General features: G+C 37.2%; 11 protein-coding genes. All 11 read left to right on the plus strand.

Annotated features, from left to right (window positions below):
- The first annotated feature begins 11 nt into the window (after positions 1-11).
- The 11 genes from lysS (at position 12) to AB5026_RS07525 (ending at position 12,911) form a co-directional block, all read left to right on the plus strand.
- Complete coding sequence (lysS, locus tag AB5026_RS07475; RefSeq protein WP_118609127.1) at positions 12-2,051, plus strand: lysine--tRNA ligase; 2,040 nt, start codon at positions 12-14, stop codon at positions 2,049-2,051.
- A 221-nt stretch (positions 2,052-2,272) separates the two neighbouring features.
- A complete protein-coding gene (locus tag AB5026_RS07480; protein ID WP_055176454.1) occupies positions 2,273-2,797 on the plus strand; it encodes a flavodoxin family protein in 525 nt (174 codons plus the stop codon).
- Positions 2,798-2,845: 48 nt separating this feature from the next.
- Positions 2,846-3,292, plus strand: coding sequence for a hypothetical protein (locus tag AB5026_RS07485; RefSeq protein ID WP_368213069.1), 447 nt, complete (start codon positions 2,846-2,848; stop codon positions 3,290-3,292).
- 439 nt (positions 3,293-3,731) lie between these two features.
- Positions 3,732-3,938, plus strand: coding sequence for a helix-turn-helix domain-containing protein (locus AB5026_RS07490; protein ID WP_368213060.1), 207 nt, complete (start codon positions 3,732-3,734; stop codon positions 3,936-3,938).
- Between the two features lie 17 nt (positions 3,939-3,955).
- Complete coding sequence (locus tag AB5026_RS07495) at positions 3,956-7,141, plus strand: type I restriction endonuclease subunit R (protein WP_368213062.1); 3,186 nt, start codon at positions 3,956-3,958, stop codon at positions 7,139-7,141.
- 11 nt (positions 7,142-7,152) lie between these two features.
- Positions 7,153-8,787, plus strand: coding sequence for a class I SAM-dependent DNA methyltransferase (locus AB5026_RS07500; RefSeq protein WP_015526685.1), 1,635 nt, complete (start codon positions 7,153-7,155; stop codon positions 8,785-8,787).
- Complete coding sequence (locus AB5026_RS07505; RefSeq protein WP_110103170.1) at positions 8,780-10,024, plus strand: restriction endonuclease subunit S; 1,245 nt, start codon at positions 8,780-8,782, stop codon at positions 10,022-10,024. The genes AB5026_RS07500 and AB5026_RS07505 overlap by 8 nt, the downstream gene beginning before the upstream one ends.
- Positions 10,025-10,062: 38 nt before the next feature.
- Entirely contained in the window at positions 10,063-10,857 is a 795-nt protein-coding gene (locus AB5026_RS07510) for a hypothetical protein (protein WP_015526683.1), read from the plus strand.
- Positions 10,858-10,900: 43 nt separating this feature from the next.
- Positions 10,901-11,533, plus strand: a complete 633-nt coding sequence (locus AB5026_RS07515; RefSeq protein WP_015526682.1) for a GyrI-like domain-containing protein — start codon at positions 10,901-10,903, stop codon at positions 11,531-11,533.
- 35 nt (positions 11,534-11,568) lie between these two features.
- The gene (locus AB5026_RS07520; protein WP_110103171.1) at positions 11,569-11,889 is read left to right on the plus strand and encodes a TfoX/Sxy family protein; all 321 of its coding nucleotides are present in this window, start codon (positions 11,569-11,571) and stop codon (positions 11,887-11,889) included.
- Positions 11,890-11,927: 38 nt separating this feature from the next.
- Positions 11,928-12,911, plus strand: coding sequence for a YafY family protein (locus tag AB5026_RS07525; RefSeq protein ID WP_110103172.1), 984 nt, complete (start codon positions 11,928-11,930; stop codon positions 12,909-12,911).
- Positions 12,912-12,926: the final 15 nt, after the last annotated feature.

The following is a 12,926-nucleotide window of genomic DNA, read 5'->3' on the forward strand; positions in this document are numbered from 1 at the left end:
GAGGCCAACAAGTGGCAGAGCAGAAGAAGCAGGATGTAAACCAGCTGCTTAAGGTACGTCGTGACAAACTGGCAGACCTTCAGGCAAATGGCAGGGACCCGTTTCAGATCACAAAATTTGATCAGACACATCATTCCCTTGAGGTAAAGAATCTCTATGAAGCACATGAGGCAGAGCTTCTCAAAGATCGCAAGGAACTTGATGTAACAGGTCTTGATGAAGAGCAGGCAAAAGAGGCTCAGAAGAAGGATTATGAAGAAAGAAGAAGCATCATGGACGCAAGCCCGATCCATGTATCAATCGCAGGACGTATGATGTTCAAGCGTGTAATGGGAAAAGCTTCTTTCTGCAATATCCAGGATTTACAGGGTAACATTCAGGTTTATGTGGCAAGAGATGCCATTGGAACCGATTCCTATGCAGATTTCAAGAAATCTGATATCGGCGATATTTTTGGTCTGGAGGGATTTGCTTTCAGAACAAGAACAGGTGAGATCTCCATTCATGCAGAGAAGATGACTCTTCTTTCCAAGAGCTTACAGATCCTTCCTGAGAAATTCCACGGACTGACAGATACAGATACCCGTTATCGTCAGAGATATGTGGATCTTATCATGAACCAGGACAGCAAGAATGTATTCATCAAACGTTCCCAGATCCTTAAGGAGATCCGTAACTTCCTTGCAGGACGTGACTTCATGGAAGTTGAGACACCAATGCTGGTTTCCAACGCAGGCGGTGCAGCTGCAAGACCATTCGAGACACATTATAACGCACTGAACGAAGACGTTAAGCTTCGTATTTCCCTGGAGCTTTATCTTAAGAGACTGATCGTAGGCGGACTTGAGAGAGTTTACGAGATCGGCCGTGTATTCCGTAACGAGGGTGTTGATACCCGTCACAATCCGGAGTTCACTCTGATGGAGCTTTATCAGGCATATACTGATTATGAGGGAATGATGGAGCTGACAGAGTCCATGTTCCGTTACCTTGCAGAGAAGGTCTGCGGTTCCACAAAGATTTCCTACAATGGTATCGAGATCGATCTTGGAAAGCCTTTCGCACGTCTGACCATGAACGATGCCATCAAGAAATATGCAGGAATCGACTTTGACGAAGTAGCAGATGATGAGGCAGCCAAGAAGCTTGCTGACGAGCATCATATCGAGTATGAGGATCGCCATAAGAAGGGTGATATCATCAACCTCTTCTTCGAGGAGTACTGTGAGAAAGAGCTGATCCAGCCGACATTTATCATGGATCATCCGATCGAGATCTCTCCGCTGACCAAGAAGAAACCTTCCGATCCGAACAAGGTAGAGCGTTTCGAGCTCTTTATCAATACATGGGAAATGTGTAATGCATATTCCGAGCTCAACGACCCGATCGATCAGAGAGAGCGTTTCAAAGCACAGGATGCTCTTGCAGACGCAGGTGATGAGGAAGCCAACCACACAGATGAAGACTTCCTGAATGCACTGGAGATCGGTATGCCGCCAACAGGTGGTATCGGATACGGAATCGACCGTCTCGTTATGCTCCTGACAGACAGCCAGGCAATTCGTGACGTACTTCTGTTCCCGACGATGAAGTCCCTGGACGCTGATAAGAAAGCTTCCAAGACTTCCGAAGCAGCTCCGGCAGCTGCAGAAGTGAAAGCTGAGCCTGAAAAGATTGATTTTTCTAAGGTAAAGATTGAGCCTTTGTTTGAGGAAGCAGTTGATTTTGACACATTCAGCAAGTCGGATTTCCGTGCAGTAAAGGTTAAAGAGTGTGTTGCAGTACCGAAGTCAAAGAAACTGTTACAGTTTACGCTTGATGACGGAACAGGCACAGACAGAACTATTTTAAGTGGTATTCATAGCTTTTATGAGCCTGAAGAACTGGTTGGAAAAACTCTTATCGCTATCACAAATCTTCCACCGAGAGCTATGATGGGCATTGACTCTTGCGGTATGCTCCTCAGTGCTATCCACGAAGAAGAAGGCGAAGAAAAGCTCCATCTTCTGATGGTTGATGACCATATTCCAGCAGGTGCAAAGCTCTATTAAGATGATGTAAAGATGTACCGTTTTACCGAATAGACGGGACGTACTTCATTTGATAAAAAACTAAAAAACAGCGATTTACATCAAACTTACATCATTTGATGCAGAAATCGGTGCAAGCAAGAAAAAATCGCATAATTAGTACAATGAGTGGGCAATTCCAATCGGAGTTGCCCATTTTTAAAACAAACAGAAATACAAATCGGAAGTTGGAGGATACACGCATGAAAATTGTAATCATTAATGGAAGTGCCAGAAAAGGAAATACGCTGGCAGCAATCAATGCATTTATAAAAGGAGCGTCAGAAAAGAATAAAATTGAAATCATTGAACCCGACAAACTCAACATTGCACCATGCAAGGGATGTGGTGTCTGTCAATGCTCTAAGGGATGCGTCGATAAGGATGATACAAATTCTACAATTGATAAAATTGCTGCCGCAGATATGATTCTTTTTGCTACACCAGTTTATTGGTGGGGAATGTCAGCACAATTGAAACTTATCATTGATAAGTGCTACTGCCGTGGATTGCAGTTAAAAAACAAAAAAGTTGGCACAATTGTTGTAGGTGGTTCTCCCGTAGGCAGTATCCAGTATGAGCTGATTGATAAGCAGTTTGACTGTATGGCAAAATATCTTTCATGGGATATGCTTTTCAAAAAATCATATTACGCAACAGCCAGAGATGAACTTGAAAAAAATAAGGATTCCATGAACGAACTTGAGTGGATCGGAAAAAATTTATAAAGCACATATCAAATTCCAGTTTGTTAAATTGGAAAATTCCAGTTTGTGATGGTAGATAATATGGAATGGTTTAATGTTTTTGGGCTGATTTTTATTGCAGTCATTATGATACCCAATGTTGTATTTGCGATTAAGTGCAAAGATGGATTTGATAATAAGTGGAACAATAAATATGTTGAGGTCACAGAACAAGTAGGGAGATTGGGTTGTTTCGGATTCATGATAATCAATATTCCGGGAACTTGTTTCGGGTGGTGGTCTGACGAAGCATTTGCACTATATCTGATTGTAGATACCATATTGGTAATGCTTTATTGTGCTATTTGGATTATATGTTTTAAGAAAAACAGCGTTTTCAGAGCATTAGCACTTTCTATTATTCCTTCAATGTTGTTCTTATTTAGTGGGATTATGAGTAGGTCAGTGCTATTGATTATTGCATCAGTATTATTTGCACCAAGTCATATTGTGATTTCATATAAAAATGTAAAATGATATTTACAAATTCAAGTTTGCCAACTTGCCCTTTGAGAGAGGAGAAATCCTTTTCTCAAAGGGCTTTTTCTATTTATATGGATATTCGCAAACTACAAGATAAAGCCAAAACTTCATATACTCTAAGCACAAGGAGGTTGAGGTTTGGCTATGAATAACAGTTTAGCAAAAGTACACCCGGAGCTTGTTTCGGAGTGGTCGGAAAAGAATTTAACGCTTGCGATGAATGTTAATAATAGAATGTATAATTGAGGTGCTTCGGCATCTCTTTTTTATTATTTTTTAAAAGAGTCGCATTAGGTGTTTGTAAAAAGTGACACCTTGCCGGATAGGAGTTGCGAATAAACCCCTATATCTTGAAAAAATAGATTATTCATAGTATAATGTCAAATGAGTAACTGTAACCAAAAGGAACGGAGAATACGAAGGAGCGTTACAGATGAGAATAAGCTACAATAAACTTCAAAAACTTATGATTGATAATCAAATGAAAAGACAAGATTTAATGCGTGCTGCGAAAATTTCATCGTCTGTTGCAACAAAATTAAATAAGAATGAAACAGTATCCCTTGATGTGCTTATGAGAATTTGCAAAGTATTTCATTGTGATATTGGCGATGTATGTGAAGTCATATTAGACGAATGATATGAGGAGGTCTGAAGATGGCGGCAAGTGGTAAGAAAAATATGTTTAACGAAGCTACCCGTGTTCAAATGCCAGCAATGGTTCATTTGACACGCCTTGGTTATACCTATTTCGGGAAAATAACTGAAGATATGGCAGGCACAGTATATGACCCTGATACCAATATCTTAATTAACGTTTTCAAGGAGCAGTTCGCACGGCTTAATCCTACCCACGCAGGAGAAGCGGAACAGACATTGAAAACTATTAGGCAGGAATTAGATAATGATGATATAGGACGCAGTTTTTACGAGCGTTTATCGTCTGTTTCGCCTGTTAGATTGGTGGATTTTGAAAATCCAAAGAATAATACATATCATTTTACCGCCGAGTTCACTTGTAAGCGTGACCAAGATGAATTTAGACCTGATATTACATTGTTTGTAAATGGACTTCCACTTGTATTTGTTGAAGTAAAGAAGCCGAATAATCACGGCGGTATGGTTGCAGAAAGTAAGAGAATGAACCAAAAGAGATTTCCTAATAAAAAATTTAGGAGATTTTTGAATATTACACAGTTGATGATTTTCTCTAATAATATGGAATATGACACTATGGGTGGTATTGTTCCGGTTCAGGGGGCATTCTATTGTACGACGGCAAAACAGTCTGCACCGTTCAACTGTTTCAGAGAAGAAAATCCTACAAATTTGGATATTGCACCTTATAATGCAGATTTCCCATATAAGGATATTGACCCGATTGTTGAAAAGAAGATATTGACTGACTTTAATTGTCAGGTTATTCATACTTCTCCGGAATATCAAACAAATTTAGATACCTATACACCGACCAATCGAGTACTGACATCTATGTGCAGTCCTGAAAGATTGTTATTTATATTAAAATATGGAATTGCCTATGTTCGTTTTCATAAAGAAATAAATGGCAAGATAGAGTTTATTGAGCAGAAACATATAATGCGTTATCAACAGATGTTTGCTGCCTTAACAGTAAGAAGTAAGATTGATGAAGGTGTTAATTCAGGTGTTATATGGCATACTCAAGGTAGTGGAAAGACAGCCCTTTCGTATTATCTTACTTATGTTCTTTCTGACTATTTCAGCAAACAAAATAAAGTTGCAAAGTTTTATTTCATTGTTGACCGCCTTGATTTGCTGAAACAGGCTTCAGAAGAATTTGAAGCTCGTGGATTGGTTGTGAAAACGGCAAGTTCCCGTGCTGAACTTATGGAGCAGTTCCGTAACAATCAAGCACAAGAGGGAAATACGGGAAAACCTGAAATTACAGTAGTAAATATACAGCGTTTTGCTGAAGATAGGTCAAAAGTTGACCTTCCTGCGTATGCAACGAATTTGCAGAGAGTGTTTATTATTGATGAAGCACATAGAGGATATAAACCAGAAGGCTCATTCTTGGCTAATCTTCTTGATGCGGATAAAAATGCGATTAAGATTGCGTTGACAGGAACACCACTTTTGAAAGAAGAAAGAGAATCTTGGAGAGTTTTTGGTAATTATATTCATACATACTATTATGACAAATCAATTTTAGATGGATATACGCTGAAAATTATCCGTGAGGATATAGAAACGCAGTATAAGGAGCGACTTTCTGAAATTTATGAAAAACTTGAAACCTTGGTAGAAAAGAAAGACGTAAAGAAAAGTCAGATTGTTGAACACGATAACTATGTCAAAGAGTTGCTTAGATATATTATTTCTGACCTAAAGAGATTTAGACAAATTCAGGGAGATAATACGCTCGGCGGTATGGTCATTTGTGAAACAAGTGAGCAGGCAAGGAAGCTGTTTGCGTATTTTGATGAAATTCAAGCAGAACTTAATAAAGACGCTTCTATGAAAAGTCATTTGCGAGCTGGACTTATACTTCACGATAGTGATGACAAAGATACAAGAGATAAGATTATTGATGACTTCAAAAATAATATGACAGTTGATATTCTTATCGTTTTCAATATGCTTCTTACCGGATTTGATGCACCAAGATTGAAACGCCTGTATTTTGGTCGAAAATTGAAAGACCATAATTTGTTGCAGGCAATTACAAGAGTCAACAGACCGTATAAAGAAAACCATTATGGTTATGTCATTGATTTTGCAAATATAAAAAGGAATTTTGAGGAAACAAATGAAGCATACCTCAAAGAGCTGAACCGTTTTAATGACCCTAATGAAGTTGGTGCGGGAAATGAAACAGATACATTCAAACAGGTTATTGAAGACCCGGCAGAACTCATTAAACAAATGCAGGAAGTGCAGCAGGTTCTTTTTAACTACACCACAGATAATGCAGAAGAATTTAGTTCAGAAATATCTACGATTGAGGATAAGCAGGAATTGCTTAAACTTAAAAAAATTCTTATTGCTGCTCGTGACTGTTGTAATTTGGTAAGAACCTTTGGCGATGATGAATTGAAGGAAACATTTGCAAAAATGGAATTAACAAAGTTGCCTTCATTGATTTCAGAGGTGCAACATCATATTGATAACATAAATCAGAAAGAACTTTTTGCAAGTGATGATACCACGAAATTGCTTGTCAATGAAGCAATGGAGGATATTACATTTAATTTCAGCAAAATCAGTGAAGAAGAATTGAAAATTGTCGGTGGTAAAGACGCGGTAACAGAAAAGTATAAAAAGACTGTTCGTGCTTTTACACAGAATATCGACCCTGATGACCCTGAGTTTATTACTTTGCAGGAAGCATTTTTGCTTCGTTTCAGGCAACACGGTTTTGAACCTAAGAGTGTATTTGAGATTGAGGAGCAAGGAAAAGAACTGGAAGATATTCTGAAAAAGCTTGATGAATTGCAGAAGAAAAACACGGTTCTGCTGAGAAAATATAATGGAGATGCGAAATTCGCAAGGGTTCATAAAAGAATCAGGGAAGAAAATCTTGCTCGAAAAGCAGCAAATAAACAGCCGATTGTTTCAGAGTATGATATGTCTATTATGAATGTTTTGCTTTCTATTAAGTCTGATATTGACCAGAAAGTGTATGACAGAAACGATATATTGAAAAAAGACGCATATTTTGAGAGAACGGTTATGACACAAATAAAAGCAGGCATTGATAAGTTGGGAATAGCGAGTGCTCGTGAGGATAGAGTATTTATACAGAGCAGGATTACAAAACAGTATCTTGATCAGTATAACCAGACTTATTCAGTTGCATAAAGGAGAACACAATGGAAGAAACAAAGACGATAAAAGAAAAAACCATAGAGTTGATAGATGCCTTAAAAGCAACTTGTCAGACCTATGGTATGGGAAACGATGGTAACGAATATAAAATCATCACACAGGTTTTCCTTTATAAGTTCCTTAATGATAAATTCGGATATGAAGTAAAAAAAGTAAGTCCGGTTCTTAAAAATGCTGAAAAATGGGAACTTGCTTATGCAGAAATGTCAGAAGATGACCGCTTGGATATTTTTGATAGTTTACCGTCAGATATTCCATTACTTAACCCGGAACATCTTATTGCCAACTTATGGAATCAGCAGGCAAAAGGCGATTTTGATTTAATCTTTGACAGCACGATGACAGATATAGCAGATAAGAATATTGATATATTTTCAACTCAGACTGCTCAGAATACAAAAATACCGCTTTTTGAAAAGCTGACACAGTATGTAACGGACGATACGGCAAGAGCACCTTTTGCCCGTGCGTTGGTTGACAAGTTAGTAAATTTCTCTTTTGAAGAAGCATTTGAAAAGCACTATGATTTCTTTGCGGATATATTTGAATATCTGATAAAAGATTACAATACCGCAGGCGGTGGTAAGTATGCAGAATATTATACTCCTCACGCTATTGCAACGATTATGGCAAGATTGCTTGTTGGTAATGCAACTGATTTACATAGCATTGAGTGTTATGACCCATCTGCCGGAACAGGAACACTTTTGATGGCTCTTGCTCACAAAATTGGAGAAGATAAGTGTACGATTTTTGCTCAGGATATTTCACAGCGAAGTAATAAAATGTTAAAACTTAATCTTATCCTAAACAGCTTGGTATCTTCTCTTGACCACGCAATTCAAGGAGATACGCTGATTGCTCCATATCATAAGAGTGATAATGGACAGGAATTAAGAACTTTTGATTATGTAGTTTCAAATCCGCCTTTTAAGATGGATTTCTCAGATACAAGAGAACGTATAGCAGCAATGCCTGTTCGTTTTTGGGCGGGAGTTCCGAAAGTACCTGCCAAGAAGAAAGAGAGTATGGCAATTTATACGTTGTTCATTCAGCACGTTCTTAATTCATTGAAATCAACCGGAAAAGGTGCGATTGTAGTTCCTACTGGATTTGTAACCGCAAAATCAGGTGTAGAAAAGAAGATACTACAACATATTGTAGATGAACATATTGTTTATGGCTGTATTAGTATGCCGTCAAATGTATTTGCTAATACCGGCACGAATGTATCAGTATTATTTTTTGATAATTCAAGAAAAACAGATAAGGTTGTACTGATAGATGCTTCAAAACTGGGAGAAGAATATAAGGACGGTAATAATCAGAAACGCAGACTTCGTGATTTTGAGATTGATAAAATTGTTGATACATTCCTTAATAAAGAAGCTGTTGATGATTTTTCAGTTGCTGTTACCTATGATGAAATCAAAGAAAAGAAGTATTCACTTGCGGCTGGACAATATTTTGATGTAAAAATCGAATATGTTGAATTGTCACAGGACGAGTTTAATGCTCGTATGAGTGCTTATGCGGAGAAATTGCAGGAATATTTTGCAGAGGGCGACAAACTGAAAACGGAAATTATGGAACAGTTAAAGAAGGTAAAGTATGAATAGAATGAAACTTGGAGAAATACTATCCGTAAAGCATGGTTGGGCTTTTAAGGGAGAGTATTTTGCAGAAGATGGAGAACAAAGTATTTTGACTCCGGGAAACTTTTTTGAAAAAGGTGGATTTAAGCCTAATAATGGGAAAGAACGTTACTATACAGGAACTTATCCAAAGGAATATTTGTGTCATAAAGGCGATTTGATAGTTGCCATGACACAACAGGCAGAGGGACTTTTAGGAAGTACAGCGTTAGTTCCTGAAAATAATAAATACTTGCATAATCAGCGAATAGGACTGATTACTTGTGATGAAAAACGTTTGAACAAATTATTTGCATATTATCTTTTTATGACCAAAAGTGTAAGAGAGCAGTTAGAACGTAGTTCATCAGGTACGAAGGTAAAGCATACATCGCCTGAAAAAATTTATGATGTTGAGGTTGAAATTCCCGATGTGATTTCTCAACAAAAAATTGCAAATTTGTTATGGTCTATTGATGAAAAAATTGCCAATAATAATGCGATAAACGATAATTTAGAGCAGCAAGCTAAGCTACTTTACAATTATTGGTTTATTCAATTTAACTTTCCAGATGAAAATGGAAATCCATATCATTCATCAGGAGGACAATTAGTGTGGAACAAAAATCTCCAACAAGAAATACCTCAAGATTGGCGTTCCGGTAATCTTTATGATATAGCGGATTATATCAATGGAATTGCATGTCAAAAATATCGTCCATCTGACGAAGAACATTCATTGCCAGTTGTAAAAATACGTGAAATGAATGGTGGCATTACTAATGACACTGAGCGTGTATCATCAACAATTCCTGCTAAAAATATTATTTCTTCAGGAGATATTTTATTTTCATGGTCAGCATCTTTAGAGGTAATAATGTGGTATGGGGTTGATGCAGGATTGAATCAACACATCTTTAAAGTCGTTCCTAAAAGCTATTTTTCTTCAGAATATGTATATTTGCAGTTGTCAGAATATCTTATACATTTTATAAAGATAGCTGAAGCAAGAAAAACAACAATGGGGCATATAACTAGTGAACATTTACAGGACAGCCACATTATATTGCCTCCAGCTAATATAATTAAAAATTTTTCTGAATATGTACGACCTATATATCAAATGAAAAAACAAATCGCTAATGAAACTAGTGAGCTAATTAAATTGCGTGATTGGTTGATACCTATGCTGATGAACGGTCAGGCTACCATCAGTGATTGATGTGGTAAATTATCGTTTACAGTAGAAGGGAAAACTATATGATAAGTGTTTCAGATTGGATAAGTATTATTTGTGCGGTGGTTGCCTTAATAGTCACGGTTATTATTGCAGTCCTGCAAATAAGACAAAGCAACCGTATGGAGAGGTTTGAAAAAAGGCAGGACAAGCGAGATGAACAGCGTCATCAAGAAAGCGTAAAAGCACAAGCGGTTTCATTCATCTCTAAATATTATAAGGATAGAGGGCTTATTCCATTATGTGCAATAGCCACGATGTATAATGATTTGTTTTATTACAACAGAGAGATGTATAGAGAATTTTGCTGTTGTACTAAAGAGGTTCAAAATAGAATTTTGGAATATTGCGGTTTGGATTTACGAGTCAGTGAGTACAGTATTTATGAAAAGTGTTTGGTTGCAATAGAAAGTGTGCTAAATAAACGCTTCCCTGATGATAAAAGTGTTTTTTACGATGGAGGGAAGTATTTTACTCGTAGCTTAGAATACTATGCTGCTAAACCAATTCCACATCAAGAGTTTGAGTATCAAAATCATATTACAGATGTTTTGGCTAATGCGTTTAATAGTAATGACAAAAAGGCTACACCAATTCAGCAGTTGTCGGTAGAATATAATTTTGAAAGTTGCGAAGGAATAGAAACATGCCAGTTGGTTACTGTTATTGCAGAGTTTTCAGCAATCTATGGGAATAAAAATAAAAACATTGATAAATCATACGGTTCTCCGGGAGGATACGATGGAGAAGTCATAGAAACAATGGAAGATTTATTCCTATTAGCCTTATTTGAAATATATACAAATTGTGTTTTATAAATTATAAGGTAAGTAAAATGATTTTTCAGAGAGGAAATGATGAATGGCATTCGATTTTAAGAAAGAATATAAAGAATTTTATATGCCGAAGAATAAGCCGCAGATTGTGGCAATTCCAAAGGCAAATTATATAGCAGTACGAGGTAAAGGAAATCCTAATGAAGAAGGCGAGGAATATAAAACTGCTATTGGTGTTTTGTATGCTGTTGCCTATACTCTCAAGATGAGTTATAAGACGGATTACAAAATAGACGGATTTTTTGAATATGTTGTACCACCGCTTGAGGGATTTTGGTGGCAGGACAATGTTGAAAGTGTAGATTATACCAACAAATCAGCTTTCAACTGGATTTCTATTATTCGTATGCCTGATTTTATTGCAAAGAAAGATTTTGATTGGGCGGTGGAAACTGCTTCAAAAAAGAAAAAGATGGATTGCTCTGGTGCAGAGTTCTTGAGTATTGACGAAGGTTTGTGCGTACAAATAATGCATATAGGAGCTTTTGATGATGAACCTGCAACCGTGGCAATGATGGATAAATATCTTGAAGAAAACGGTTATGTAAATGATTTTACTGGTGAGCGACGCCATCACGAAATCTATTTATCAGACCCAAGAAAAGTTGCACCGGAGAAATGCAAAACAGTAATAAGACACCCAATAAAGAAGGCATAAATTGAGTAAAATGAAATTAGGTCAGAGGACAACTAATGGCATCAAGTAAAGAATATTTGGAATTTGTATTAGAGCAGTTGGCAGAATTGGACGAGATTACTTACCGTGCGATGATGGGCGAATATATTATTTATTATCGTGGTAAAATTGTCGGCGGAATTTATGATGACAGATTACTTGTAAAACCGATAAAATCAGCAATTTCATATATGCCGACAGCTACTTATGAATTGCCGTATGATGGGGCAAAGGAAATGCTGCTTGTAGAAGATGTGGATAATAAGAAATTTTTAACAGGACTATTTAATGCAATGTACGATGAATTGTCAGCACCTAAGATTAAAAAGAAAAAGTAGACAGATACTATTGATGGAGCGATAGGTATATAAAAATTATGGAAACAAAGCCAAGGATTTTATATTTACAAAAGATTTTACTGGAAAGAACTGATGAAGAAAATCCTCTTTCCACAACACAGTTAATCAATATATTGAATGATGAGTACGGAATATCTGCACATAGAACTACAGTCACAAAAGACATTGCAGCACTTCAGGAGTTTGGGATGGACATTGTTACTATCCATTCTACTCAGAGCAAATACTTTGTAGCCAGTCGTAAGTTTGAATTGCCGGAACTGAAACTGCTGATAGATGCAGTAGAGTCATCGAAGTTCATTACAAAGAAGAAAAGCGAAACCCTGATTGAGAAGATACATACGATGACCAGTCCGGGACAGGTGGCAAAGCTGAAACGTAATAACTATGTGGTCAATCGAATTAAGCCGGATAATGAGCAGATATATTATATCATCGACGCTATAAATGATGCCATCAATGCAGGTAAGCAGATTTCTTTTCAGTATTATGATTATACCGGATTGAAGAAAAAGGTTCTGAAGAATAAGGGCGAAGTGTATAAGTTCAGTCCGTATAAACTTCTCTGGTGTGGGGACTATTATTATGTTCTCGGATATTCAGAGAAGAAAAGCAAGGTTATCAATTTCAGGGTAGACCGTATTGCTTCTAAGCCGGAGATACTGGCTAAGGACATTATTCCTATGCCTGATGATTTTGATATTGAGAATTACACAAAGGAAGTTTTCTTTATGTTCTCAGGCGAGAAAGTTTTGGTGGATTTACGGTGTGATAACAGCCTGATGAAAACAATGGTTGACCGTTTCGGAGAAGATGTGACAACCCTTGCGTATGATATGACGTCTTTCAGAGTACAGACCGAAGTATCAGCCAGTCCTACTTTTTTCGGTTGGGTGTTTGGCTTCAATGGCAAAGTACAGATACTTGCACCGGAAAGAGTGAAAGAACAGTACAGACAGATGATTGCAAAAGCTGATGAGAATATGCAGGAAAGCGAATAATTTGAAAATGAAATC

It is taken from the genome of Blautia sp. RTP21359st1_E11_RTP21359_211015, from assembly GCF_040910705.1.
In the GTDB taxonomy this organism is placed as follows: domain Bacteria; phylum Bacillota; class Clostridia; order Lachnospirales; family Lachnospiraceae; genus Blautia_A; species Blautia_A fusiformis.

Excerpts from the sequence above, each read along its gene's own strand:
- AB5026_RS07480 (WP_055176454.1), top strand. The coding sequence starts at position 2,273 with ATGAAAATTGTAATCATTAATGGAAGTGCCAGAAAAGGAAATACGCTG.
- AB5026_RS07485 (WP_368213069.1), top strand. The coding sequence starts at position 2,846 with ATGGTAGATAATATGGAATGGTTTAATGTTTTTGGGCTGATTTTTATT.
- AB5026_RS07490 (WP_368213060.1), top strand. The coding sequence starts at position 3,732 with ATGAGAATAAGCTACAATAAACTTCAAAAACTTATGATTGATAATCAA.
- AB5026_RS07495 (WP_368213062.1), top strand. The coding sequence starts at position 3,956 with ATGGCGGCAAGTGGTAAGAAAAATATGTTTAACGAAGCTACCCGTGTT.
- AB5026_RS07500 (WP_015526685.1), top strand. The coding sequence starts at position 7,153 with ATGGAAGAAACAAAGACGATAAAAGAAAAAACCATAGAGTTGATAGAT.
- AB5026_RS07505 (WP_110103170.1), top strand. The coding sequence starts at position 8,780 with ATGAATAGAATGAAACTTGGAGAAATACTATCCGTAAAGCATGGTTGG.
- AB5026_RS07510 (WP_015526683.1), top strand. The coding sequence starts at position 10,063 with ATGATAAGTGTTTCAGATTGGATAAGTATTATTTGTGCGGTGGTTGCC.
- AB5026_RS07515 (WP_015526682.1), top strand. The coding sequence starts at position 10,901 with ATGGCATTCGATTTTAAGAAAGAATATAAAGAATTTTATATGCCGAAG.
- AB5026_RS07520 (WP_110103171.1), top strand. The coding sequence starts at position 11,569 with ATGGCATCAAGTAAAGAATATTTGGAATTTGTATTAGAGCAGTTGGCA.
- AB5026_RS07525 (WP_110103172.1), top strand. The coding sequence starts at position 11,928 with ATGGAAACAAAGCCAAGGATTTTATATTTACAAAAGATTTTACTGGAA.